Here is a 26,666-nt window from a genome sequence, read left to right on the forward strand (position 1 = left end):
AACTGATTCTATCGCAGTTAGAGCGCGGGATGTCAATCAGCGGAGGCGAACCCGCCTCATTGCGGCTGTGTCTGTTTGTGGCCGTGCTGCGGTTGGGCGGGATGGCCGTTTTGTTCATGCGCGGAGGCTTGCGTCGGACGATTCCGCTGAGCATACCCCGCTGTTCGCGGCGTGTGGAAATCGCGCAACATCGTCGCCACCAGCGCCGTCCAACCCGTTTGATGGCTGGCGCCGAGGCCGCGGCCATCGTCGCCGTGGAAGTATTCGTAGAACAGCGGCAAGTCGCGCCAGTGCGGATCATTGGCGTAGCGCTCCTCCAAACCGTGGCAGGGGCGGCGGCCGGCGGCGTCGGGCAAGAAGAGCGAACTGAGCCGCCGCCGCAGTTCTTGCGAAGCTTCGAACAAGTTCAACATCCGGCCCGAACCGGTTGGGCACGGAATGCTCACCGAATCGCCGTAGAAGTGATAGTAACGCTCGAGGGCTTCGATGATGAGAAAGTTAATCGGAAACCAGATCGGTCCGCGCCAGTTCGAGTTGCCGCCGAAGATGCCGGTGGTCGACTCGCCGGGCGTATAGTCGACGCGGTGCTCTTGCCCCTCGGCCCACAGGACGAAGGGATGTTCGCGATGGAATTGCGAGAGGGCGCGAATGCCATGGGGAGCCAGGAACTCTGTTTCGTCGAAGAGGTAGGTGAGCACCCGCTGGAGCCGCTCGCACGATGGGATCGCCAGCAGACGATGACCGGCGAAGTCGTCTCCGTGCTCATCGTCGTGTTCGACGCCGATGTGTGATTTCTCGCAATAGGCGATATGCCGTCCGAGGTCGGGTCGATGTTTGAGAAACCACTCCATTCGTTTGCGAAATCCGGGCAAGCGATCGATGTCGGCTTGCTCCAGCACCTCGACCGCGAAGAGCGGGATGATGCCGACGATCGACCGAATGCCGAGCGACGTGACGGAGTCGTCAACCTTCAGTTGGTCGTAGAAAAAACCGTCGACTTCGTGCCACAGTCCCATACCGCCGAGCGTGTTCATTGCGTCGGCGATGTGAACGAAGTGCTCGAAGAACTTCGAGGCGATGTCTTCGTACGTATTGTCGAATTGGGCGAGTTCCAGCGCCATTGCCAGCATCGTCGAGGCGTAAAACGCCATCCACGCGGTGCCGTCGGCTTGCTCCAAACGCCCGCCGCCAGGGAGCGGCTTCGAGCGATCGAACACCCCGATGTTGTCGAGCCCGAGGAAGCCTCCCGCGAACAGGTGATTGCCCGCAACGTCCTTGCGATTGACCCACCAGGTGAAGTTGAGCAGCAGCTTGGTGAACACCCGCTTGAGGAACGCCACGTCGCGCTCGCCGCGCGGGGCGGTCATCTTGTAGACGCGCCAGCAGGCCCACGCATGAACCGGCGGATTGACGTCGGAGAGGGCCCACTCGTACGCCGGCATTTGCCCGTTCGGGTGGAGGTACCACTCGCGGAGGAAGAGTTCGAGCTGGCTCTTCGCGAACTCGGGATCGACCGTGGCCATCGGAATCATGTGAAACGCCAAGTCCCACGCCGCGTACCACGGGTACTCCCAGGCGTCGGGCATCGAGATGACGTCACGGTTGAACAGATGAGGCCAATCGTGATTACGCCCGAACTGACGGACAGCGGGCGGCGCGGGTTGATCGGGATCGCCGGTAAGCCAATCCTTGACCACATAGTGGTAGAACTGCTTGCTCCACAGCAGCCCCGCGTAGGCTTGCCGAGCGACGTTGGCTTCTTCTGCGTTGCTAGAGTCGGGGATTCTCGAGGCGTAGAACTGATCGGCCTCGCGGATGCGAATTGCGAAGAGTTCGTCGAAGCCTGTGAACGGCTGCTCTTTCGCTTCGCTCGCGGCTGCAAGGCGCAGCCGCACGACGACTTGCTCGCCGGCAGGGATGTTCAAGCGGTAGATTGCCGCCGCCTTCGTGCCGTGCCGCTGCGGATTGATCGCCGCGGCCTCGCCTTGAATAAGATAGCGGTGGAACGCGTCTTTCACATAACGCTTGCTATCGTCGACGGCGAACGCCTGCTGTGCGTCAGTTTCGTTCTCGGTGAACACGAGCTCCACCGGCTCGGCGCCTGCCGGTTGCTCGACGTCGAGGCGGAACTCGCCCAGCGAAACATGCCGTGTCACGACGGCCGCGGGACCAGCCGCTTCGAGCCGCGGCTTCACTTCACACCCTTCGTGCGTGCAGCCCCAACTCCAGCTGTTGCGGAACCACAGCGTCGGCAGCAAGTGGATCGCCGCTGTCTCAGGACCGCGGTTGGCGATCGTCAATCTGATCAACAGGTCGTCTGGCGATGCCTTCGCGTACTCGGCGAACACGTCGAAGTAACGGCTCTCATCGAAAATGCCCGTATCCGCGAGTTCAAACTCTGGATCCGCCTTCGTGCGGCGGCGGTTCTCTTCGGTCAGCTGGGCGTACGGAAACGCGCCCTGCGGATACTTGTAGAGCGCCTTCATGTAGGAGTGCGTCGGCGTCGAATCGAGATAGTAGTAGCACTCCTTCACGTCCTCGCCATGGTTTCCCTCGGGACCCGTCAGGCCGAACAGCCGCTCCTTGAGAATCGGATCACGGCCGTTCCACAGCGCGAGCGCGAAGCAGAGCCGGCACTCGCGGTCGGTGACGCCAAGCAGGCCATCCTCGCCCCAGCGATACGCGCGGCTGCGAGATTGCTCGTGGGTGAAGTAGCCCCACGCTTCGCCGTCGGCGGAGTAGTCTTCGCGAACGGTGCCCCATTGCCGCTCGGCGAGATATGGCCCCCAACGCTGCCAGTTTTGCGCGCGGCTGCCCGACTCGCGCAGGCGGCGAGACTCGGCGTCGGTATGCGGTTCCGTCGACATCAACTTCATCTGGTGCAGATTGCCGGCGTTTTGCCGGCGAGTAGGCAGTGCAAGTATATGTCGCTCTACGGATCGCTGCATGCCCGCAGTTCACGCGGCGAAAACCGGTCGATTCTCGAACCGACGCGACTATGCGCGCAGCGGATCGAGCGCCTTCTTCAGACGCTGAATGTCGACCGGCTTCACCAGATGCTGATCGAATCCCGCGTCATGCGAACGCTTGCGATCCTCAGGCTGCCCGTAGCCGCTGATCGCGATGAGATGGATGTCGGCGAGGTCGGCCTCCGAACGGAGTTGGCGAGCGAGTTGGTAGCCGTCGTACTCGCCGGGCAACCCAATGTCCGACATGATCACGTCGGGTTTGCGCGACTTTGCCGCTTCGATGCCAGCCTTGCCGTCGGCGACGACGTTCACCTCGTAGCCCATCAGTCCCAGCAGCACCTGCAGGCTGCGGGCGGCGTCGGCGTTGTCCTCGACGATGAGGATCCGCAGCTTGCCCGTCGCTGCCGCAGGGGCGACAGGCTTCTGTTCTACTTCGGGGACGTATTCGCCGGCGAGCAGCGGCAGCTTCAGCGTAAAGGTGGCGCCGCGGCCGGGGCCTTCGCTCTCAGCGTCGAGCGCACCGCCATGGAGTTCGGCGATGTTCCGCGCCAGCGCCAGGCCGAGCCCCAGTCCACCGCTCGCGCGATCGGCCCCCTGCTCTGCTTGGCTGAACGGTTCGAACAGCCGCGACTTCACTTCCGGCGATAAGCCGATGCCGGTATCGCTGACGACGATCGTGGCGAAGTCGCCCGCTGCGTCGCTGCTCGCGCTCACGCGCACACGGCCACCGGGAGGCGTGAACTTCGCTGCATTGTGGAGCAAGTTGCCGATTACCTGCGCGACGCGGGTCCGATCGGCATGGATCGGCAGCGAAGACGCCACGTCGACCTCCAGCGTTGCCTTGGCCGCATCGATCGTTGCGCGGTAGTCTTCGGCCGTCTGCCGCAAGATCTCCGCGGCGTCGCAATGCTCGTTGCGAAGCTGGATCTTTCCGCGCGCGATTCGCGCGACGTCGAGCAGGTCGTCGATCAGGCGAGACATGTGGCTGACCTGCCGAGAAATGATCTCGCGTGCCTCGCGCATCACTTGATTGGCTTCGTCGGAGTGCCGCAGAATCTCGATCGCGTTACGAACGGGCCCCAACGGATTGCGGAGCTCATGGGCCAGCACCGCGAGAAAGTCATCCTTGCGGCGGTCGGCCTCCTCCAGCGCCGAGGCATGCCGCTGGCTCTCTGCCAGTAGTCGGGCGTTCTCCGCCGTCGCGGCTTGCAGATCGTCGCGCTGCTGGGCGACTTCCTGCCGCTGGCGGAAGAGTTCGACGAACACGTCGACTTTGCTGCGGATGATGTCCGACTCGATCGGCTTCTGCAGGAAGTCGACGGCGCCCGCCTCGTAGCCGCGGAACTTTCGTCGCAAGTCGGCGTTGCCCGCCGTCAGAAAAATGATCGGTACGCGGCGGGTCCGTTCGGTCCCGCGCATCAGCTCGGCGAGTTCGAAACCGTCCATGCCGGGCATCTGCACGTCGAGAATCGCGAGCGCCACCTCGAATTGTAGCAGCAACTCAAGCGCATCGGAGCCGCTTTGCGCCTTGAGGATGGTCACCCCCTCGCGCCGCAGGAGCGCCTCGAGCGCGAGCAGATTCTCGTGCAGATCGTCGACGAGCAGTACGTTAACCGGGGTTGATGATTTCGAACTCATGGGAGCCCTCCCGCTTCTTTCAGGAACTCGGCAATCTCAGGCAGGCTCATCGTCCGCGCGTCGTTGCACGTTTGGAGCGCCGCCAGCGGCATCGTGGAGGCGTATGCGTTATGGGGACGTTGAACGATGCAGCGGCCGCCTGCCTCGCGAATGGTTGCGAGGCCATGGGCGCCATCTTCGTTGGCGCCAGTGAGGATGACGCCCACTAAACCAGGGCCAAAGGCGTCGGCGGCCGACTCGAAGAGCACGTCGATCGACGGACGCGAATAGAGGACTGGCTCTTCGCTGGACAGCGAAAGCGTGCCATCTTTTTCGACCAGCATGTGGTAATCGGGCGGTGCAACGTAAACGACGCCCGCCGCGAGCGGCTCCTTGTCCTCGCCTTCTTTGACGGAGAGGCGGCATTTCATATCGAGCAGTTCGGCGAGGATGCTTTTCTTGTCCGCAGGAAGATGAACCACCGCCAGTAGCGGCAGCGGGTAGTCCGCCGGCAACGGCGTGAGTACTTGCGTGAGAGCGTCGAGCGCTCCTGCTGATGCTCCGATGACGATCGCTTCAATCGGGCGAGTGCTCATGAGGCGCCTCGCTTTTGATAGATGCGGTCTTCCTTCGAGAATTCAATGAAGCGGTCGGCGTGCCGAGAGAAGCGGAGGTTCTCCTTCGCTCCGAGTCCCAAAAAGCCTTGCCGGCTGAGTGAATCGGCGAAGAGACCGATCGCGCGGTCTTGCAACTCGCGGTCGAAGTAGATCAGCACGTTGCGGCAGGAAATTAGCTGGACCTCGGCGAAAACCGTGTCGGAAACCAGGCTATGATCGGAGAAGACAACTCGCTTCCGCAGGGTTTTGTCGAAGACGGCGCCACCGTAGGCCGCGGTGTAGTAGTCGGAGAGCGATGACTTTCCGCCGGAGAGCTGGTGGTTCTCGGTGAACGCGGCGAGCCGATCAAGCTCGTAGACGCCTGCTTCGGCGCGTCGCAGCGCTTTCGGGTTGATGTCGGTGGCGTAGAACATCGTGCGGCTCTCCAGTCCCTCTTCACGAAAGAGGATGGCAAGCGAATAGAGTTCTTCGCCGCCACTGCAGCCGGCGACCCAGACTTTGATGGACGGGTACGTCTTGAGGAACGGAGCCACATGCTGGCGAATGCCGCGAAAGTAGGCAGGATCGCGAAACAGCTCGCTCACCTGCACGGTGAGATAGGTGAGAAGTTCCGGCATCACGGTCGGATCGTGCAGCACCTTGTCTTGCAGCAGCGAGAAGGTGCCGCAGCCGAACTTCTCGCGAGCGTGCAGCAACCGCCGCTTGATCGACGCCATCGAGTAGCCGCGAAAATCGTAGTGGTACTTACGAAAAATCGCGTCTAGCAGCAGGCGGAGTTCGATATCGTCGGTGTTGTCTGACACGATGAGATCTTTCAGCGGGGCATCCACACGCGGACGAGCGAGAGCAAGCGTTCCACGTCGATCGGCTTGGCCATGTAATCGTTGGCACCGGCGGCGAGGCAGCGCTCCTGATCATCCTTCATCGCCTTTGCAGTGAGCATGATGATCGGCAGCTTCTTCCATTGCGAATTCTTGCGAATTTCCATCACGGCGGTGATGCCATCCATCTCGGGCATCATGACGTCCATCAGCACGAGGTCGATCGCCGCAGTCGAATCGCCGCCGCTGGCTTCGATGGCGCGGATCGCTTCGAGGCCGTTGCGAGCGATCTGCACGATGGCTCCGCGGGGCTCGAGGATGCTCGACAGGGCGAACACGTTGCGGACGTCGTCTTCGACCACCAGGATGTGACGACCTTCGAGGGCCGCATCGCGGCTGCGAGATTTCTCAAGCATCCGCTGTTGTTCGGGCGGGAGCTCCGAAACTACTTGGTGGAGAAAGAGCGTTACCTCGTCGAGCAGACGCTCGGGCGATTTGGCGCCTTTGATGATGATCGACTTTGAGAACCGCCGCAGCCGCTGCTCTTCGTCGGCGGAAAGCTCGCGGCCCGTGTAAATGATCACCGGCGGGAACGAGTAGTTGTCTTCGCGGCTGAGCTTTTCCAGCAGGGCGAAGCCGGTCGAATCGGGGAGCGAGAGGTCGAGCACCATGCAGTCGAAGGTCGAGTCGCTGAGCAGCGCGAGGCATTCAGAAGCACTCGCGACGCCGACGGTTTCCACATCGTGCGAGCCGAGCAGCTTTTGCATGCTGTCGAGCTGCACGGCATCGTCTTCCACCACGAGGACGCGGCGCATTCGCTGGGTAAGCCGCGATTCCAGTTGCCTCAAGGCTTCGACGAGCTGTTCGCGATTCACCGGCTTCAGCATGTAGCCGACGGCGCCGAGCGACAGAGCCGTTTGGGCATGGTCGCCGGCCGAGACGACGTGAACGGGGATGTGCCGCGTGCGGCGATCCTGCTTCAGCCGATCGAGCACCGAGAGGCCCGAGTGGTCCGGCAAGCCAACGTCGAGCACCACGGCGCTTGGCAGATACTGTGCCGCGAGTGCGATCGCCTGCTCGGCATGCGTCGCGATGACGCACTGGAAGTTCAACTCGTGCGCCATATCTCGGAGGATCTTGGCGAACGGCTCGTCATCTTCGACAACCAAAATGACTCGCTGATTGCCGGTGAGCGACTCGCGATCGTCTTCGATCCGCTTCGGGACAAAGAATGAATCTGGCGTTGCTCCAGAGTCGCGGCGCGGGGCGTCGAAGTTTGCGGCGTGTGGCGGCACGACGGGCGGAGTGTGCCGGCCAATACCATTGGCGTCGACACGGCGATCGTGCACCGGCACGGGGCGGTAGACCTGCGGCAGCGTGACGGTAAACGTGCTGCCCTTGCCTGGCTCGCTGGCGAGCTCGATACGTCCTCCCAGCAGCCGCGTGAGCTGGCGCGAGATCGACAGCCCCAGCCCGGTGCCGCCGTATTTGCGGTTGGTCGTGCCATCCGCCTGGCGGAACGCTTCAAAGATCATCGCCTGCTGATGCGAGGGGATGCCAATGCCGGTGTCGCTGACGGCGAACGCCGCCTCGCCCTGCCCTTGCGAGCTGATCGCGAGCGTCACTCTCCCCTTCTCGGTGAATTTCAGCGCGTTTGACAGGAGGTTTTTGAGCACCTGTTCTAGCCGCAGCGGATCGGTTTGAATCGTCTCGGGGGCGCCGGGCTGGATGGCGATGGTGAACTCCAGCTGCCGCTGATCGGCGATCGGCTTGAACATCCGCTGCAAGCCTTCGGCCAGCTGCGAAAGGCGAACTTCCTCGGGCTGCATCTCCATGTGGCCCGACTCGATCTTCGAGAGATCGAGAATGTCGTTGATCAGTGTGAGCAAGTCGTTGCCGGCGCCCTGGATGGTCCTGGCGTACTCGACTTGTTCACCGCTGAGGTTGCCGTTTGGATTGTCGGCGAGGAGCTTGGCCAAAATCAGCGAGGAATTAAGCGGCGTCCGCAATTCGTGCGACATGTTCGCGAGGAAGTCGGACTTATACTGGCTGGCGAGTTCCAGGTCGCGAGCTTGGCGTTCGACTTCGTCCTTCGCTCGACTCACCTCGTCGCGCTGCGACTCAAGCTGTTGCGACTGCTCTTCGAGTTGCGCGTTCGTTTGCTCAAGTTCGGTCTGCTGATGTTCAAGCCGCGTTTGCGATTCGCGGAGCGCGCGGCTTTGTTCTTCCAGCTCTTCGTTCGAGACGCGTAGCTCTTCACCTTGAGCTTGCAGCTCCTCGGATTGCCGCTGCGTTTCTTCGAGCAGATTTTGCAGGTGCGTGCGGTAGTTTACCGATCGGATCGCGACGGCGATCGATTCGGAAATCATTGCGAATAGCTCGGTGATCGAATCGTCGACGCCTTCATTGAAACCAAGCTCGATGACGCCTTTCACTCCGTCTTCGTCCTGGACGGGGAAGATCGCGAGGCCCTTCGGGGAGCTCTTGCCCATCGCGGAGCCGAATGCAAGGTAGCCGTCAGGTACGTCGCGGACGATGAACGAACGGCGATCGCGGATCGCTTGGCTCAGCAGTCCGTCGCCCGGCTCGATCCGCTTCGGAACGCCTCCTTCCGCTGGTACGCCGTACGTCGCGGCCAGGGCGAGCGCTCCCTCCTGAGTGAAGAGCGCCCCTGCAGTTGCGTCAACGTAATCGGCAAGGAACCCGAGGATATGGTCGCCCAACTCCTCCATTCGCTGGTCGCCGGTCATGATCTTACTGAGCGTGACTTGCGCATGCTGCAGCCATTCCTGACGGCGGCGTACGAGCGCCGCGCGGCGGAGCAAGCCGGCGACGAGAATCGAGATTAGAATCCCGCACACCGTCATTGCGAGTCCGCTGGTCACCGCGACGTTGTACGCGCGCTCCATTTCAGCGAGGCGTTCTTGTCGCAGCGCTCGTTCCGCCTCCTGCATGCCGTCGATTTGATCGCGGATCGAGTCCATCGCAATCTTGCCGGCGTCGGAGCGGACCCGTTCTTGAGCCGCTTCGAATCCTTCTTCGCGCCGCATCTCGATCGTCGCCGCCAACTCGTCGAGCTTCGTGGAGATTTGCCCCTTTAGTCGCGGGAGGCGTGCTTGCTGATTGGGATTGTCAGCGGTTAGTCGCGCCACGTCAGCCAACCGCAGGTCGACGCGATCAGTCGCGTTTGTGTAGGGGGCCAGGTAGGACTCGTCGCCAGTGATGACGTAGCCGCGCTGGCCGGTCTCGGCGTCTCGAAGTAACGAAAGGACGTCGTCGAGCGCGGTGAGCACCTCATGCGTATGCCGCACAAGAGTCGCGTCCTGGTCGAGAGTGCGCGTGTTGATGTACGAGATGAGCCCGATCACGAAGAACAGCAGAATCGCGCCGGCGAGTCCTGCGGCGATATTTAGGCGAGTTTCGCGCTTAAGATCGAGAGGGTTCGTGGGTTTCTTCATTAATCAATACAGACGATGGAGGGATTCGACGGTGCGATCGCGATTTGAGAAGAGTCGTGGGAGGCTGAAAATCTCTAATTATACGACGCAAACCGACGCCACAACCCAGCTGCGGCTAGACGGTGAGCGTGAACGTAACCCGCAAGCGTGAGGATGCGTTGCGATGAGCTGCTTGGAACGGCCGGCTCCCGGTTCTGCCTAGAGAGAGGCTTTGAGTTGGGGCCAAGCTGGGAAGAGCGGGCCGCGCCAGAGATTCTCAACATGCGTTAGCTCTGGAACTGGCCGTGGAGGATGGAACTCGAACTTGGTCGGGTGGGAACCAACGGTTGGTCGTTGAGGAGCCATAGTGCGCACTGCTAGACCACCATCGCCGTGTCTGCGGCGGGCGCTTTAGTAGCTTTGCTAACGCCGTGCCAGAGGCCCGCTGGGCCGGCCAAAGTCATGCGGCCAATAGGGCGCGGCTCAAAGATACTGCTCTAGGATCTCTTCGACCTGCTCGGCATCAAGCGTTTCGTGAGCGAGCAAATGGTCCGCGATCGCCGCCAGCGCCGGCCAGAGATCGTCGCCTTGCAGTTGGCGGTGCAAAGCGATTGAAACTTGCTCAATGTGAGCGACTCGCTTGCGCTCGTCGGGGATGAGCAGCTCGGCGGCCGCGAGGGCGCCCGCCCAATCCGCCGACCACTCCGCAATGAACGCGGGGTGATAAGGTTCGCCGGAGTAAATCATCTCGGCGACGGGCCCCGCCAAGTGCACTTGCACGCTCTTCACGGCGAACTCGCGGTCGCTCATCCGCGAACGCCGCCACAAGATCTGCGCATCGCCCGACCGGCGCGGGCCATCGTCGTCGTCGGGCTCGATCGTCACAAGTTGCACCTGGCCGCCGAGCAAGTGAGCCATGAGAGCATGGCCGGCTTCGTGGTAGGCGGTGAGTTCAGACATGGCGTTGAACGGGGTATCGCGAGAGTTCGAACAGACGGCGATCGGCGGAGATTGTCCCCTCGCCGTCAGGTGGTTGCAACCGCGTCGCCAGCTGCCGTCCCCCAGAATAGCAGAGCAGGTATACTGTTGGTTGCCGTTTGAACCACTCTCCCTGTCACGGACTCGCGGAGCTTGCATGGTCGCGTTACGCTGCCTCGTTGCCTGTTGTCTGCTCGGAGCAACCGCTAGTTGCTACGTCGAGGCGAAAGAGCAAATACCGCTCGTCGCGGGAGCGAAGTTCGCCGCGAAAGACACGCTCGATTGCGGCGAAGAGGCGAACGACGACGCCCGCGAATGCCTCGAAGCGCTCCGTTGGACGCCGGGCGAATTCTCCGTTGAACTGCAGCCAGCCGAACCGGGCTGCGGCGACTGGCTCGTGCGATTCCCCTCAGCGCGGCCGATCGGCAACGCCATCAACGATCGCGTAGCGATGGAGTGGTTTGCGGCACGGGACGAGCAGGGCGCGGTTCGGAAAGCTCGTGCGGTGGTCGTCGTGCACGAATCGGGCAAGCGAATGACGGTCGGCCGCATCATTGCTCGCGGCGTCAACGCCCAGGGCTTGCATGCATTTCTGTTGCAGTTGCCGGGGTACGGCGCGCGGCGCGATGAGAAACTGTCGGATGTGGAGCGCGGCCTCAACTCGATGCAGCAAGCGATCTCCGACGTGCGGCGGGCCCGCGACGCCGTCGCGGCGTTGCCGGTCGTCGATGATTCGACCGTCGCCGTGCAAGGTACCAGTTTGGGCGGCTTCGTGGTTTCGACCGTGGCGGGGCTCGACCATGGCTACGAGCGGGTATTCATCCTGCTCGCCGGCGGGGACTTGCAGGAGGTGATTTTCAACGGCGCGAAAGACGCCGCCAAAACACGACGGAAGTTGGCGGAGGCGGGCGTCACCGACGAGCAAATCAAGGAGCTAGCACGCCAGGTCGAGCCGCTACGGCTGGCTCACCGCATCGACCCCGCCGCGACGTGGCTCTACAGCGGCAAATATGACGACGTGGTTCCGCCCCGATGCTCTGCGGCGCTGGCCGCGGCCGCCAAGCTGCCCGCGGGGCACCACGTCGAGATGGACGCCGACCACTACTCTGGCTTTATTCACTTGCCGAAAGTCGTCCGGGCAATTTGCGAGCAGACGGCGTCTCCGGCGGGGGATGTTGGCGGGCAGCCCTCCGACTTGCCGTAAGAGGCTGCGGGCGACCACAAGGGGCCCTCGCGCACCGCCATCTCAGAGCAGTTGCCGCCGTTCGCCAAAGAAACTCATTGCATCCTGGGGCCTGATCTGCGTCAATTAAGAGGAGCCGCCTGACGTGCGGCGAGACTTCTCTCGGGAACAGAATCGGCGCCACGATGCACCAACGACGATACTTCACTTTGGCGTCTCTCTGCGCCACGCTCGGGGTAGTGGCCCTACCCATCGCTGGCGAGCAAGCGGCAGCCTACGAGATTGTGAACCGTTGGTCGGCGACTCAGGTCGACGGTGGCGGGCTGCAGCGCGGCGACCCGGTGACGCTGCGGTGGAGCATCGTTCCCGACGGCGAGTCGTACTCGCGTTCCAGCAATAGTCAATTAGTGCAGTATCTCGACGATGGCTGGAACATTCCCGCGGCGCAGCGGACGCCCGACTACACCAATCGTTCGTGGTGGACGGTGATGAACACCGCCTACGCGCAGTTCGCACGCGTGTCGGGCATCAGGATGGAATACGTCGCTGAGAAGTTCGCTAACGGCGTCGATACTGGGCTGGCAGGGGACATTCAAATTGGCGGCGAGAACATCGACAGCACGCCCGGAGGCGCACTTGCGGACAATACCTTCCCCGACAGCGGCGACATGCGGATCGACACGACCCGCGAAACAAACGGTCAGCCGACGTTCTGGCATTCAACGGAAGCCGCCCTACGGAATCTGATGATTCACGAAACAGGGCACGGCGTGGGGCTAGGGCATGCCCAGAACACTGGCGTCGCGGCGGTGATGGAAGGGGGCCTGCGAACTGATATCTGGGGCCTGCAGTTCGACGACGTCTACGCGCTCAATCGCCAGTACGGCGATCCGCTGGAGCGCAACGGCGGGAACGACATCGCCTCGAAGGCATCCCCGCTCGGCAGCTTTACGACAGGGCAATCGATTTCACGGGGACGTGACGCCGTAGACTCGACCGTCAATCAGTTCGACAGCGATTGGCTGGGGATCGACGGGACGAGCGACGCCGATTGGTTTCGTTTCACCACCGTGGGAACCGGGTTCGCGAACATCAAGCTGACGCCGATCGGTCCGAGCTACGTTTCGGTGCAGCAGGGGAATTTCAACGCCGCGGCGCAGAGCGATTTGACGCTGCAACTGTTGACTGCCAACCCGACGGTGAGCGAGATCAAGCGAGCGAACAACACCGGAATTGGCGGCGTGGAATCAATCGGCGCCATGTTTCTATCCACCCCGGGCGATTACTTAATTCGCATTCGCGGCAACCAGGACGCGAACCAGTTCTACCAGCTAGACGTCTCTTTCACCGAAGCTCCCGCGACTGGAACTTCCGTGGATCTCAATCTCGACGGGGTCACGTCGAGGGCGGACTGGGAATTGTTTTTGACTTATTCGTATACGAATTTTCCCGGCCTGGGGCAGCGCGATGCGTTCGGTCGCGGCGATCTTGACTTCGACGGCGACAACGACGTCGCTGACTTTCGACTGTTCAAGTCGATCTTCAACAGCGTGAACGGCGCGGGAGCGTTCGAGAATCTTTTGCGCGTGCCGGAACCAAGCTCGCTGCTGCTGGCGGGCGCGTTCATCGGCGTGGCTGCGTCACGCAAGCGCCGTTAGCCCCGGGCTCCGCCCGAGAGCAGTATATCGCGCGAGAATGCGCACCGGATTCGTGACCAACCCCCCGGGCAGAGCCCGGGGCTAATGTTGTCGCGGCGATCTTAGGCGATGCGATACCGCCGCGCGAGGCAACCAACCGTTGCAAACGAACACAAGAGCAGCGTCACCGTTGCCGGTTCTGGCACAGCGGTCGTGACTGGCGCGGGCCCGGTGAATTCGCGCTGCCAGACGAGCAGGTCGGCGCCATCGACGGCGAGATCGCCGTTGGCGTCGCCTTGCGCGTTGGTGGCGTCGCCGACGAGGCCCATGTTGGTGCTCCAAATCGCCAGGTCGGCGCTGTCGACGAACCCGTCCATATTGAAGTCGGCGGGGGAGGGGGGCGGCACGAGCGTGCTGACTTGCAGCAGGCCGGCGCCCGTGATGAGCGGCGACGTAAATTCAGCGGCCGAGCCGATTGCGCCCCACGTGCCGACGCTCATCGAAACGCCGTCGATGAACAGTGCTTCGATGACGTCGGTTCCCGCGAAGTTCAGGTCGAGGATGCCGCCGGTCGCGAGGCGAACATCGGCTCCGTTGGCCAAAAAGGCGCTGCCGATCCTGAGTGAACCTGCCTCGACGGACGTATCGCCGGCGTAAGTATTGACGCCGGTAAGAGCGAGGACGCCGGCGCCAGTCTTCGTGAGGCCGCCGTTCACGATCAGCGTCGAAATGGTCAGATCCGTGGCGGCGGCGCCATTCGCGACGTTGATTGCACGATTGGCTCCTCCCAAATCAATCCGCCCAGCGAGGCCGGCGCCGCTGCCGTTGGCGATCAACGCGGCGGCGTCGGCAAGCGGAGTGAAATTAACGTCTCCCGCGAGCAAAATCTTGGCTGGCGTCGATGCGTGCGGTATCAAGTTAATCTTGTTTGCCGTGAGATCCCCGCCATTGATCGTGAACGTCCGCGTCGCATCGACTTGCAGCGTATGAACGCTGAAATCGGCGCCGTTGGAAAGCGAGACGGCGCCGGAAAACTGAGCGCCGAACGGCGTGGAATCAGACGAAGGGACGTAATTAATGGTCAGCGAGCCGCCGGTGATGTTGAGCGTCTCGTTGACGTAAAGCTTGCGAATGTTGTGCGAGCCGCTGGACAAGGTGACGGTAATGTTGGCGTTCGGTCGATTGAGAACGACGGTGTCGTTCTGGCCGTCGACGCCGCGAACCGTATCGTCGACGCCCGGAAGCCGCTGGGCGGGACGGGCGGGAACGGTTCCGGTCGTCCACGTGCCGCCGACGCGGGCGACTTGCCCGGGGCCTTGCGTCGGCTCGACGGGCGCCATGCCGCTGTTCCAATTCGAGAGCGTCGTCCACTCGCCGCTCGAGTCATTCATCCAGATCGCCGGAACGAGGTAGTCTTTGACGAACTCGATGCCGCCATTGGCGGCGTTCTTGTCAAGGTTGCCGCTGTACCCAGGAATGCCGCCGCTTGTGCTGTACTGCCAAAACTTCCAGGGGGCCGGCGTTGGCGTGTTCGGGTAGCTCGGGTTCCACACTCCGTAAACGTTCGGCAATCCAGAGGCGGCGGGAGGTTCGGTGGTGAGCGGATCGCCCGTCGTGGGACGAGCAATCCAAAGGTTGGGCATCGAGGCGGCGACGGAGGAGTTGACCTCGCTGTTCGCGTAGCTGCTGTTCACGTAGACGATCGGGCGAATGCCCATTGCTTGGAAAATGCGGTCGGAGAATGCGATCGACCAACTCGACAACGAAGCGGTGCTGTGTTGCTGGGCGCCGGCTTCAAGATCCAGCACCGGCAGCAAATAGCCCGGCCGCATCCACGCGCCCGCCATTTGGAGGAAGTGGTCGGCTTCGTCGGCGCCGGTGTTGGCGATGCCGTTCGAATTCAAGGTCGTCGTGGTGATATCTGCCCGGTTGAAGTGGTAAGAGCCGGTGAGGATTCCGGCCTTGGTCGCCCGGGTAATATTTTGGATGAAGTAGGGGTCATCGTAACGCTGCGAAAGCGTGTTGAGCCCGTCGCTGTTGTCGGAATCATTCTGGTTGTAGTAGCCGGTGGTGCCGCCGCGACTGGCACGCAGGAAGGCGAACTTGCGATTGGCCGTGGAGTAGAAGGTGTCCCACGTTGCTTGGGAGATATTCCCTTGCCACGCCGAGATGTCGACGCCCAAGGCACGCGTCTGAGCGAATGCTGAGGCTTGGCTCAGCAACAGAACGAACACGCCGGTTGCTAGGCGGAGCGTCAAGGAACCATTTCTAACGGAGAATGCGCGTACCAATGTCCCTTGCCTCTCACCACCAGACCTGCCCCAAGAAGGCGCTCGTCGTTGCGAACGCTCATTGGAGTATAGGCAGCGCGGTTCCGAGCGACAACGAATCTGTGCGTCGTAAGTCCCTGTGGCGTCGATGTTTTCGCAAAAACGCGATCGACGTGCGCAGCTGTGTCGACCGGCTGCAGTCGCCGTCCGTTAGCGCTGCGATCGCGTCCGCACTCGGGTGAAAATCGCCGCGACGCTAAGCAGCGCCAAGCCGAGCGAGTGGGGCTCGGGGACGGCATTCGCCGTCGACGTGTGGAATGTTGTTCCGGCGCCGAACGAACGCTGCCAGGCGAGCAAGTCTTGGCCATCGGTGACGCCGTCGCCGTTCGCGTCGCTGCCGGCGTTGACGCCGAAATCGGCTCGCCACTTCACGAGGTCGGCGGCGTTGACCATGCCGTTGTGATCGAAGTCGCCCGGAAAGCCCACGGTGAGGTACTGATTGACGGAAACGTCGTGCAGCGTCTGGCTGGTTCCGTCAGGCCAAAGAATGCGGAGCGTATCAATGATCGAGGCGTCGCCGAGACCAAAGTGGACCGGCAGATCACTCTGATTGAAGGTGCCCGGATTGGTGTTCGCTTCGCGGCGTAGGGTCCGCTCTTCGGGGGTGCCCTCGTTGATCGTCGCAAAGACCGAGGCGCCGATGGCGGTGGTGTTGTCGACCGTGCCGTCGAGGCGTAAGTAGAGCCAGTTGTTGCCGTTCGTCGACGTATCGCTGAGGAAGATGCGTTCGAGGTAGCCGGATCCCGTGGGTGCAATCAAGTCGAGGTCGCCGTCGCGATCGAGGTCGCCCCAGACGCTGTCGTACGCACCGGAATTCTGATAGGCGATGCCGACCGACTGCGTGACGTCGACAAAGTTCCAATTGCCGTCGTTGCGGTAGAGCTTGCGGGCCTGATCCGAGTTGTTCACTTGCAAATCGTCGTGCATGAACAGGTCAAGGTCGCCGTCGTTGTCGTAGTCGATGGCCCGACCGCCGTTGAGGTCGCCGCCGGTATCGCTCAGGAGGGAGTGGCCCAAAAGTTCCGCAACGTCCTGGAACTTGTTCCCGCCGAGGTTGCGAAAAATGCGCGTCGGTTCTTGATCGGCGCCCACCATGAAGAGGTCAAGCATGCCGTCGTCGTCGAAATCAGTGAATTCCGCGTGGTAGCTGTTCGGCATGTTTTGCGTGCCGTTCGTGTCGGCGATGTCGACGAAGCTCAGGACGCCTGTTTGCGATAACTGGTTTTCGTAGAAGTTATTGCGGATATCGAAGGAGCTATTGCAGGTCGAGATGTAGATGTCGAGATCGCCGTCGTTATCAGTATCGCCGACGGCAGTGCCGTAGGCTTTGGTGCCCCAATTTGCTTGGATGCCGGCCGCAGCGCCCACGGGCGTAAAGTGGCCGGTGCTGTCCTGTAGGTAGATTTCGTGCTTCTCCGGCCCTTCCATGCCAATCACGAGATCGAGTCGGTTGTCGTTGTTGATGTCGATCCAGCCGACGTTCTGATGGAAACCGGGGTCAGCCAATCCCACGGCCGAACTAACGTTGGTAAAGCTCGTGCCGCCGTTGTTCTTCAAGGCGGTGCCGGTGACGCCGGCGTTCGTTTGGCCGACGAACACGTCGACGAAGCCGTCGCCGTCGTAGTCGGCCCACGCAGCGCTCCAGGAATTGGAGAGGGTGTTGGGAAGCGTGCTCGAAATGTTGGTGAACGAGAGCACGCCTGACCCGACGAAATTGTTCTGCATTAGCCGCCGGTCAGCGGTTCCGGAGCCTTGGAAGAAAACGTCCAGATCACCGTCGTTGTCGATGTCGGCAAGAGACGCGCTGCGGGCGGTCAAGGAGAGGCCCTTGAAAATAGCAGTGCTCGCGTCGGTGAAGTGAGTCTCAGCCGAGACGCTCGCGGCGAGCGTTGCGGAGACGAACGTGGCCAGCAAAAACGGCCGCTGAAGGCGATCCCGACGCATTGAGTTGTGCTCCAGAGAATAGAGGCGCCGCCAGCAAGACCATAACCAGCGGCGACGGGCCTTGGCAACTGGAAAGGGCATGCGTTGCGTTGTGCGCTGGAACACGTGCGCAATTGCGAGCGTGCGGCGAGAGCAGGAGGGGTTGTAGGGTTTGTGTGCAGCAGTTGCAGGCGGGCGCTCGGCGGCTGCCGGCGTGCGGGTTACCACTGCGTTGAATCGCCCGTCGCCCGTAATTAGTCTGCAGTGAGAGGGCGTCTCTTTTCAATTCTTCTGGTGAGGTGAACCGTGCAACAGCGTCGTACTCGTCAGTGGCGGATCGCGCTCGCCAGCCTCGGGGGCCTATTGATCTGCGGGATGACGTTTGTTCCGCAGGCGGCGTCGACGAGCGGTTCGCAACTTGCCGCTCGCTACCCGCAGCGTGGTCGCGTCGCACGATTCTATGGCCGCGCGTCTGGGCGGGCCGCTACAGCACCACTTCAAACCGCACTCCCGGTGCAATGGAGTCGGGGTACACGCCCCCTGGGTTCGTGATGTACTGCAGGTCGAACTGCAGTGCGGTGAAGTCTGTGAGGTACGCCTTGTAGAAGACTTCCGTGGCGGTTTCGTACGTTGTGCCGAAAATCCGGCGGCTTGGCGTGCCGTAGAGGACGTTCGTGACGCCGAGGCCGACGACGTCGAGGTCTCGGCCGTCAATTGGGCCGCGGTAGAGGATGCCCCCGGCGTAGTGTTGGTCAACCTGGTTGCGGTCCTGAGGCGCCCAACCGAATTGGGCGAAGGCGCCGAGGCCTTGCTCGTCGCCGTCTTCGCCTGTTTCGTTGATGAGCATTTTGTCGACGGTCGCCCAAGCGCCGTAGTTGTCGCCGAGGAGTCGCGGGTGCGGATCGGCGACGATTTCTTCCGGGTTGCCGGAGTGATACCAAAAACCGAGCCGAATGGTTCCTGGCAGGCCGTTGCCGAACTCTTCTGGTTGGCGGAGCTCAAGTTGAGTTATTGAGAAGCAGCCGTTATCGCCAAGTCCGCTGAATCCCCATTGTCCGCCGTCGGGGAGGCCATCGTAGATGCCGCCGCTGATGAGGGCGTGCTCGTGCAGATGGCAGAAGCAAGCCAGGCCGAGACCCGGGTTGGGGAACGTCGGCAGCGGCACCGTCGGAATCTGCCCGAATGACGAATTAATGAAGTCGCCGCCGAGATCGGCGAAGGCGAAGTCGGCGTTCGCGTCTTGCTTGCCGGCTTTGAAGCCGAGATTACCGTCGCCAAAATCTTGGCGGTACCAGTACTCCGAAACCTGGGCGATTTCCGTCTTCGGCCAGGGATCGAAATTGCTCAACAGCTGGTAGTCGCCCACGTAATCTTCCGAAATCGACTTGCCGTGCGTCGATTGCCCATAGATGAAGAAGCGGCCGCCGTCCCAGAACTGCTGCTTGGCCGTGTCAATCTGCACAACGAGGTCCAGGTTTCCTCGGTAATGGGGCGAGTGCGCCGTCGCGATGCCGCCGCGGGCGTTCATGAAGACTTCGCCGGTGTAGATGTACTCGCCGGTGACGCCGCCATACTCGCGCACAAGGAAAGGGCCGAGGAGGCCGTCGAGGGCCTCGTCTCCTGGCTCGTCATTAGCGACGGCCTCTTCCTCCTTTTCTTCCTCGCGCTCGGTTGCCGGCGGTTCGCTGAGAGCAGAGAGGTCGCGCGACTCGGGATGTGTGATGGAGTCGGCCGGCGATTGAGCCGACGGGTCGCGATGGACTACGTCGGCGGTACGCCGCATTGGTTCGGCGGCGCGGCTGTTCGTCTCGCGCGGCGCTACGCTAGCTTGTTCAGGAACCAATCGGCCGGCGACGCGCACGTGCCGCGATTGAGCGCACGCATTCGATGCGAAACTCCCCAGGCCGGCGATCGCCGCCGCGCAAGCTGCTAGCAAGAAGCCGCGTGCGCGCAGGGGAGCGATCTCCATTCGTCGAGACGCCGTTGGGCGGGGGGGAAGAAAGACGCTACGCGCCCTTTTGCAGTTGCAGTTCTGTCGACAGAAACGAAACATCCGCCAGCTGGAGCAGATTCAGCAACTCGGTGAACGTCCCGACGTTCAGTCGCTCAAAAATCTCCTTCTTCCGCTTTTCGACCGTCCGCAGTGAAATATCGACGCGGGTGGCGATTTGCTTGTGAGGGCGGCAGTCGACGAGTTCCCGCAGGACGGCGCGGTGCCCGTCGGGCAGGGCGCCAATCGCCTCGCGAGCCGCATCGCGGTGATAGAACGCTTTGAGCATCTCCAACCCGCGAATGCGTGCGAGCTCCACCTCGCTGCAGAGCTCTTCGATGCTGAATGGCTTCTCGACCACGGTGATTGCACCTTGCCGCATCGCCTTGACCGTGAGCGTCGGCGTCAGGTGGCCGGAGATCAGGACTGCTGGCGCCGGCCACGCGACTTCATGCACATGGCGGATCAGGTCCATGCCGCTAGCTTCGCCAATGTGAAGATCGGCGACGATGCAGCCGGGCGAAGAGGTTTCGAGCTGCTCCTTGAACGCACTGACGCTTCCAAACGCCAGCGTCGCCCAACCGGCTCGGATGAAAGCCGCATCCAGGGACTCGAGAATTGACGCGTCGTCGTCAACGACCCACACGTCCATCGTCGGAGGCAGCTGCATTTTTAATAACCCAAATTGCCATGGCTGTAGGGTGTTTATCCTATGCTAACCCAGAGATCGGAAATGGAACTTGCCGGGCTCCAGCTGTCTCGAATTTAAGCAAGGAGAATGCGGCAACGCGCAGGCGCGTTCGGTTCTCCGAACGGTGATTTGACTGCATAAACGCTCGAAATTCGGATGCGGGCGATGGAATTTTCGCCATCCGTTGTCGTTGCGCTGTGCAAGAAGGCTAGAGGAGGCGAATGTCATCTGGGTGGCGCGCCGCTCAGATCACGACTCGTGGATTGTCATCCTAGCCCTCTAGCGAGGGGGGAGCATGGGGCAGTCCACCAATTCCATGCGATGACGCGGAGATGCGCAAAAAGGCACGCTCCTAATTGATTGACTACCCGTGTGGTGAATGTATCGTTCGTTGCCTCCAGGTCCGGAAAGCTTCGGCAACCGTTCTATACCGACCGTGCGACTGCGGTCGGCGGAGCTAGCAAGACGCGTTGGATGCGACCAGATATCGGTCCAGAGTATGTGAAATTTGGACCGGGTGCGGCCGTAAAACGGGCCGTTTCCGAGCGTAACGCCCTCAATTTGAGTTTCCCTATGGCCCATCGAATTCTGATCGTCGACGACTCGCCGTCGATCCGTCGCATGATCGCGCAAGCCCTCTCTGCAGAGGGGTATGACGTTGCGGCATGCAGTTCCGGAGCCGAGGCGATCGGTGAAGCGAACCGGGAACGCGTCGACGTCGTCGTCACGGACCTTAACATGCCCGAAGTCGACGGGCTGGAGCTGACTCGCCAGTTGCGGAAGCTCCCCCACACCGCATCCTGCCCCATTTTAATTCTGACGACCGAAACGTCCCCTTCTCGCAAGGAAGACGCTAAACAGGCCGGGGCCAACGGTTGGATCCTGAAGCCGTTCCAAGAAGAGACGCTTGTCCGCGCCATTCGCAGCGTTTGCCAACGCTCGGGAGCAACCGCATGAACATCGACTTAGAAGAATTCCACGCAGCGTTTTTTGAAGAAGTCTCCGAGCATTTGACCGGCTTGGAAGACGGCTTGCTGCAGCTGGAATCGCGGCCGGAAGATGAAGAGCTGATTCACGGCATCTTCCGGGCGGCCCATTCTATCAAGGGGACAGGCGGCGCCCTCGGGTTTACCGAGGTTGCCGGGTTTACGCATCATGTTGAAACCGTCCTCGACCACATGCGTCAGCGCCAGCTGTCGACGACCAGCGAGCGGATTGAGTTGTTGCTGCAGGCGACGGATGCGTTGTCGTGCCTGATTGACTCCGCGAAGGATGGCTCCTCTGCGCCGGATAACTTGGACGAGCTGATCGATTCGCTGCGTCGCCAGATTGACCCCGACGCGGCGCCAGGAGCGGCGGCGAGTTGCCAACAAGAAGATGCCATCGACGGACTGATCTTGTTTGACGACGAGCCGGTCGCCTCCCCGCAGGCGGCCCGCGCGACTGCTAGCGGCGGCGAACCTCAGCGCAGCAAAGGCGCCAACAACGCCGAATCGATTCGCGTCTCGGTCGCCAAGGTCGAGGAACTAATCAACCTGGTCGGCGAGTTGGTGATCGCCAACTCGATGGTCCAGCAGGCCTATGCTAGCGAAGAGGCTGATGCTCAGAGCCTGCAAGAAGCGATCGCGGCGATGGACCTCACCACGCAGCAATTGCAAGAGCAGGTGATGGCGGTGCGGCTGATGCCGATCGCCAACGTGTTCCGCCGCTTCCCGCGGATCGTACGCGATCTCGCCGGCACGCTGGGCAAGAGCGTCGCCCTTGAAATGTCGGGCGAGGAAACGGAACTCGACAAGCAAGTGATCGAGGAAGTCAGCGATCCGCTCACGCACCTCATTCGCAACGCCGTCGACCATGGCTTGGAGTCGTCGGCCCAACGTATCGCGGTCGGCAAGCCTGCCGAAGGACGCATCGACCTGCGAGCGTTTCACGAAGGCGGCAACGTCGTCATCGAGATTGCCGACGATGGCGCCGGCATCAATGCGCAGCGCGTCCGGCAGAAGGCGATCGAACGCGGTTTGATCCCCGCCGATGCAGCGCTGACCGACGAAGAATCGTACAAATTGATCATGCTGCCGGGCTTCTCCACCGCGGAGAAGATCACCGATGTCTCCGGCCGTGGCGTCGGCATGGACGTCGTGAAGCGAAACGTCGAAGCCCTCAATGGCTCGATTAGCATCAGCAGTACGCCTGGCAAAGGTTCGTGCTTCCGCATTCGCCTGCCGCTGACGATGGCGATCCTCGATGGTTTGGCGATGCGGCTTGGCACGGACGTTTACGTGCTGCCGTTGCTCAGCGTCGTCGAATCTCTCCGTCCCGAACCGAAGCATATCGTTCGCGTCGCGGAGCGCGGCGAACTGTTGATGGTTCGCGGCGAGGCGTTGCCGCTGATCTACACGCATCGGCTGTTCAACGTGACCGGCCATGTCACCGATCCGTGCGATGGACTAGTCGTCATCGTCGAGCACCAAGGCCATAAGTACGGCATCGTCGTCGACGAGCTGATCGGCCAACTGCAAGTCGTGATGAAGAGCCTGGAAGCGAACTACGAACGCGTCGAAGGCGTCTCAGGCGCCACGATTCTGGGCGACGGTCGCATCGCGATGATCGTCGACATTGCCGGCCTGATTCGCTTGGCCCTGTAGTCGCTCGGTTGGCGCGAAGAATTTTTGAGTGAGTGCTTCAATACTTGAACTGAGCAACGCATGTCGGTCGGAATTCAAACAATCTCAGAAGACGACTTTCAGGCGTTTCAGCACCTGATCTATACCGAGACCGGGATTGCGCTCAACGATTCGAAGCGTTGCTTGCTCTCATCGCGACTCGCCAAGCGGCTGCGGGCGCTCCGGCTTAACGACTACATCGAGTACTACGATTACATCCTGCAGCGCGACCCGAGCGGGACCGAGATGCAGGAGATGATCAACTGCATCACGACGAACAAGACCGACTTCCTGCGCGAACCGCACCACTTCGATTTTCTAACGTCGAACATTTTTCCGGCTGTTGCGCGGAAGGCCGCGACTGGCGGGCCGCGCAAATTGCGAATCTGGTGCGCTGCCTCGTCGAATGGGCATGAGCCTTACTCGCTGGCGATGACGGTGCGAGAATTCTCGGCGTTCGATGCGTCGTGGGACGTGAAGTTGCTCGCTTCCGACATTGACACCAACGTCCTCGCTCATGCCGAGCAGGGTGTATTCGACGCCGAGGATTTGGCGCCTGTCGGCGATCTACGCACTCGGCGTTATTTCGATCGCGGTACTGGTTCGTTCGCCGGCAAAGTGCGTGCGAAGCGAACCTTGCGCGATCTGCTGACATTCCGACAGATCAACCTGATCGAGGATTCCTGGCAAATCAACGCCAAGTTCGACGTCATTTTCTGCCGCAACGTGATGATCTATTTCGACCTGCCGACCCAGCGCAAAGTCGTCGAACACCTCACGCGTTACCTGAAGCCGGGCGGGCACCTGATGTTGGGCCACTCGGAAAGCATTCAGTGGACGCCAAACCCGCTGCGCTCGCTGGGCCACACCATGTTTCAACTTCCTGAGTAGCTAGCGAAGGGTTCGGCTCCGTGGATACATCGCCTTCCGCTTCGCTCCCGCAGCGCTCGATCATCGTCGGCGATGTTTTCGCCAGCGACCAACCGGCGCTCGTCGCGACGGTGCTCGGATCGTGCATCGCAGCCTGCATGTACGATCCGGTGAGCCAGATCGGCGGCATGAATCATTTCATGCTCCCCGAGGCGAATCGCGAGACGACGAGCGCGGCGTTCGGCATCCACGCGATGGAACTACTGATCAACAAGATCATGCGGCTTGGCGGCGATCGTCGCCGACTTCAGGCGAAGGTCTTCGGCGGCGCCAACGTGCTGGCTCTGCAGGGCGCCGAACTGCAGATCGGACAGCGGAACGTCGCCTTCGTTCGCCAGTTCTTGGCCGACGAAGGCATCACGCTCGCTGCGCAGCGCGTCGGCGGCAACCAGGGGGTGAAGGTTTGCTTCTACACGGCGACCGGTCGGGCGCTCGTGAAGCCGCTCCCGAATCGTTTGCTCGACGAAACACTGCAACAAGAAGTGCAATACTTGCGGCAGACCAAGACAAAAACCGCCGCCGCACCGGCCGCCGACGCCGTTACCTTGTTCTAGCAGGAAAGCACGCACTCCCATGGCGAAGATCAAGGTACTGGTTGTCGACGATTCGGCGCTGATGCGCCAGTTGTTGACGAAGATTCTGACGCACGACCCAGAAATCGAAGTCGTCGGCGCCGCCGCCGATCCGCTGATCGCGTATCGCAAGATTCAAGAGCTGTCGCCTGACGTGCTGACGCTCGACGTCGAAATGCCGAAGATGGACGGCCTCACCTTCCTCTCGAAGCTGATGGCCGTACGGCCGATGCCGGTCGTGATGGTTTCGTCGCTGACGGCCCGCGGGGCGGAGACCACGCTTAAGGCACTCGAACTCGGAGCCTTCGACTTCGTAACGAAGCCGTCGATCGACGTGACGAACGGCACCGCTCAGATCAGCGAAGACATCATCACGAAAGTTCGCGCAGCCGCGACGTCGCGCATCCGCCGCCGTGCGACGGGACCTGTCCTGGCTGGTCCGCCGCTGACGATCAAAGCGCCGAAGGGACTCGCCGAAGCGACCGACAAAGTGATCGCGATCGGTGCGTCGACGGGCGGCACCGAAGCGCTTGCCCGCGTGCTACCGGCTTTACCTGGCGATACGCCAGGGACTGTCGTCGTTCAGCACATGCCGAAAGCGTTTACCAGCGCGTTCGCACAGCGTCTGAACGGACTCTGCCGCATGCGGGTGAAAGAAGCTGAGAACGGCGACCGCATCATCCGCGGTACCGTACTCGTGGCGCCCGGCGACTATCACATGGAAGTCGTCCGCCAAGGCGCCGCGTATTACGTCAAACTCAATCAGCAGCCGCAGGTGAACGGCTTTCGGCCTTCGGTCGACGTGCTGTTCCATTCGTGTGCGAACCAACTTGGCCCGCATGCGACGGCGGCGATTCTGACCGGCATGGGCCGCGACGGGGCCGCCGGCATGCTCGCCATGCGGGCCGTCGGCTCGTATACCGTCGCTCAGGACGAAGAATCGTGCGTCGTCTTCGGCATGCCGAAGGAAGCGATTGCCTGCGGCGGTGCGGTGCGGGTTGTATCGCTTGAGCGGATTGCCGGTGAATTGATAGCTGGGGTTTCGGGAATGCGTAGCGGCGACGTACGAGAATCCACAAATTCATCGCGCCGGTGAAATCTTTGACCTACGTTTGACTACTGTTTTGTCTCCTTCTGGATTGCGAGATTCGTGCCATGAAAGTGCTTGTTGCCGACGACTCGGGCGTCATGCGTAAGATTATCATCCGCGCTCTCAACGCTTGCGGCGTGACGGAAATCGTCGAAGCCGGCGACGGGGCCGAGGCGATCGCCAAGTTTGCCGAAACGAGCGTCGATCTGGTCATGACCGACTGGAACATGCCGAACAAGACCGGCCTCGATGTCGTGAAGGAAATTCGCGCTACCGGTTCGACCGTGCCGATTTTCATGATCACCACCGAAGCCGAAATGAGCCGCGTCAAGGAAGCGATCGCCGCCGGCGTCAACGACTACCTGGCGAAGCCGTTCGAAAACGACTTGCTGCGTCAGAAGATCGACAAGTTCGTTTGCGTCTAAGCTCTGCATCGCATCGATTGCCGATGCGCCGCCAGCATTGTTCAACCTCGAGAAACTTATTTCCCACTGCCGACTGTTCGTCGTCTGCGGCTGCTTAAGAGGATAGACCGTTGAAAGCCGAGTATATCAACCCGTTCGTCTCCGCGGCGGCAGAAGTCTTTAGCACGATGCTTCAATGCGAACTGACGCGCGGCAAGCTGACCATCGGCAACGGCGCTCAGCCGACGATGGATATTAGCGGCATCATCGGTTTGTCGGGTCGCGCTACAGGCACGGTGGTGTTGAGCCTCGACCGCGCCGTCGCGCTTTCGGCGACGGAGATCTTGCTCAGCCAGAAGTGCACGACGATCGACGGCGACGTCATTGACGCCGTTGGCGAGTTGACCAACATGGTGGCTGGCCGCGCGAAAGCTGGGCTGGAACACCTGGCCATGTCGCTTGCCTTGCCGACCGTGATCACTGGCAAGAATCACGTCATCAGCTTCGGTTCGGCGACCCAAACGCTGGCGATCCCCTTCACGTGCGAGTGGGGCGGGCTGGTCTTGGAAGTTGGGCTCGTGGAAGAAGCAGAGGTCGCTCCCGCGGAACTCGCTGCCGCATCGATGGCGTAATTGCGACGCGAATCTTTGCGTTGCATCTCGATCTTCTGACGGGCTGCAGGCCCGATGCAGAGTCGTTAAGCTAGGGGGACGCTCTTTCCTCGCTTTTCGCTCTCGTCAGGAGTCGGCTCCTCATGTGTGTCTTGCGCTCTATCGCGGCTCAGTGCTTGAGGTATTGTGCGCTCAGTTCAATT

General features: G+C 61.6%; 19 protein-coding genes. 9 read left to right on the forward strand and 10 right to left on the reverse strand.

Translation table 11 applies throughout. From position 1 onward, the window contains the following. Positions 1–56 precede the first annotated feature (56 nt). From PLANPX_RS05260 to PLANPX_RS05285, 6 genes are all read right to left on the reverse strand, one after another. A complete protein-coding gene (locus PLANPX_RS05260) occupies positions 57–2,867 on the reverse strand; it encodes an MGH1-like glycoside hydrolase domain-containing protein (RefSeq protein ID WP_232536305.1) in 2,811 nt (936 codons plus the stop codon). Positions 2,868–2,996: 129 nt separating this feature from the next. Continuing rightward, positions 2,997–4,607, reverse strand: coding sequence for a response regulator (locus PLANPX_RS05265; RefSeq protein WP_152097719.1), 1,611 nt, complete (start codon positions 4,605–4,607; stop codon positions 2,997–2,999). Further along, on the reverse strand, positions 4,604–5,182 hold the full coding sequence (locus PLANPX_RS05270) for a chemotaxis protein CheB (RefSeq protein ID WP_152097720.1): 579 nt from the start codon (positions 5,180–5,182) through the stop codon (positions 4,604–4,606). The genes PLANPX_RS05265 and PLANPX_RS05270 overlap by 4 nt, the downstream gene beginning before the upstream one ends. Continuing rightward, positions 5,179–6,006 carry a CheR family methyltransferase gene (locus PLANPX_RS05275; RefSeq protein ID WP_152097721.1) on the reverse strand — a complete coding sequence of 276 codons (828 nt, stop codon included), beginning with the start codon at positions 6,004–6,006 and terminating at the stop codon, positions 5,179–5,181. Before PLANPX_RS05275 ends, PLANPX_RS05270 begins: the two co-directional genes overlap by 4 nt. 11 nt (positions 6,007–6,017) lie before the next feature. Next, positions 6,018–9,482, reverse strand: a complete 3,465-nt coding sequence (locus tag PLANPX_RS05280) for a response regulator (protein ID WP_152097722.1) — start codon at positions 9,480–9,482, stop codon at positions 6,018–6,020. 462 nt (positions 9,483–9,944) lie between these two features. Further along, positions 9,945–10,421 (reverse strand): hypothetical protein, encoded by a 477-nt coding sequence (locus PLANPX_RS05285; RefSeq protein WP_152097723.1) that lies wholly within the window; start codon positions 10,419–10,421, stop codon positions 9,945–9,947. A 175-nt stretch (positions 10,422–10,596) separates the two neighbouring features. Between PLANPX_RS05285 and PLANPX_RS05290 the strand changes: the two genes are divergently transcribed. Further along, positions 10,597–11,643: an alpha/beta hydrolase family protein gene (locus PLANPX_RS05290; protein ID WP_172991887.1), complete on the forward strand. Its 1,047-nt coding sequence runs from the start codon at positions 10,597–10,599 to the stop codon at positions 11,641–11,643. Between the two features lie 164 nt (positions 11,644–11,807). Next, positions 11,808–13,280, forward strand: coding sequence for a matrixin family metalloprotease (locus tag PLANPX_RS05295; protein ID WP_152097725.1), 1,473 nt, complete (start codon positions 11,808–11,810; stop codon positions 13,278–13,280). A 101-nt stretch (positions 13,281–13,381) separates the two neighbouring features. Here PLANPX_RS05295 and PLANPX_RS28315 read toward each other — a convergent pair whose 3' ends face one another. From PLANPX_RS28315 to PLANPX_RS05315, 4 genes are all read right to left on the reverse strand, one after another. After that, positions 13,382–15,517, reverse strand: coding sequence for a GH25 family lysozyme (locus PLANPX_RS28315; RefSeq protein ID WP_152097726.1), 2,136 nt, complete (start codon positions 15,515–15,517; stop codon positions 13,382–13,384). 222 nt (positions 15,518–15,739) lie between these two features. Then, positions 15,740–17,533, reverse strand: a complete 1,794-nt coding sequence (locus PLANPX_RS05305; RefSeq protein WP_172991888.1) for a CRTAC1 family protein — start codon at positions 17,531–17,533, stop codon at positions 15,740–15,742. Between the two features lie 463 nt (positions 17,534–17,996). Then, complete coding sequence (locus PLANPX_RS05310; protein ID WP_172991889.1) at positions 17,997–19,481, reverse strand: carbohydrate porin; 1,485 nt, start codon at positions 19,479–19,481, stop codon at positions 17,997–17,999. Between the two features lie 37 nt (positions 19,482–19,518). Next, positions 19,519–20,172 carry a response regulator transcription factor gene (locus tag PLANPX_RS05315; protein WP_152097729.1) on the reverse strand — a complete coding sequence of 218 codons (654 nt, stop codon included), beginning with the start codon at positions 20,170–20,172 and terminating at the stop codon, positions 19,519–19,521. Between the two features lie 594 nt (positions 20,173–20,766). Between PLANPX_RS05315 and PLANPX_RS05320 the strand changes: the two genes are divergently transcribed. The 7 genes from PLANPX_RS05320 (at position 20,767) to PLANPX_RS05350 (ending at position 26,484) form a co-directional block, all read left to right on the forward strand. After that, complete coding sequence (locus PLANPX_RS05320; protein ID WP_152097730.1) at positions 20,767–21,150, forward strand: response regulator; 384 nt, start codon at positions 20,767–20,769, stop codon at positions 21,148–21,150. Continuing rightward, a complete protein-coding gene (locus tag PLANPX_RS05325) occupies positions 21,147–22,838 on the forward strand; it encodes a chemotaxis protein CheA (RefSeq protein WP_152097731.1) in 1,692 nt (563 codons plus the stop codon). The genes PLANPX_RS05320 and PLANPX_RS05325 overlap by 4 nt, the downstream gene beginning before the upstream one ends. Before the next feature lie 60 nt (positions 22,839–22,898). Further along, on the forward strand, positions 22,899–23,747 hold the full coding sequence (locus tag PLANPX_RS05330; protein WP_152097732.1) for a CheR family methyltransferase: 849 nt from the start codon (positions 22,899–22,901) through the stop codon (positions 23,745–23,747). A gap of 20 nt (positions 23,748–23,767) precedes the next feature. Beyond that, positions 23,768–24,340, forward strand: a complete 573-nt coding sequence (locus PLANPX_RS05335) for a chemotaxis protein CheD (protein WP_152097733.1) — start codon at positions 23,768–23,770, stop codon at positions 24,338–24,340. Positions 24,341–24,359: 19 nt separating this feature from the next. Beyond that, a complete protein-coding gene (locus PLANPX_RS05340) occupies positions 24,360–25,454 on the forward strand; it encodes a protein-glutamate methylesterase/protein-glutamine glutaminase (RefSeq protein WP_152097734.1) in 1,095 nt (364 codons plus the stop codon). Between the two features lie 59 nt (positions 25,455–25,513). After that, positions 25,514–25,873: a response regulator gene (locus PLANPX_RS05345; protein ID WP_152097735.1), complete on the forward strand. Its 360-nt coding sequence runs from the start codon at positions 25,514–25,516 to the stop codon at positions 25,871–25,873. Between the two features lie 110 nt (positions 25,874–25,983). Next, on the forward strand, positions 25,984–26,484 hold the full coding sequence (locus PLANPX_RS05350) for a chemotaxis protein CheX (protein ID WP_152097736.1): 501 nt from the start codon (positions 25,984–25,986) through the stop codon (positions 26,482–26,484). The last annotated feature ends 182 nt before the right edge of the window (positions 26,485–26,666 follow it).

It is taken from the genome of Lacipirellula parvula (assembly GCF_009177095.1).
Taxonomy (GTDB): Bacteria; Planctomycetota; Planctomycetia; order Pirellulales; family Lacipirellulaceae; genus Lacipirellula; species Lacipirellula parvula.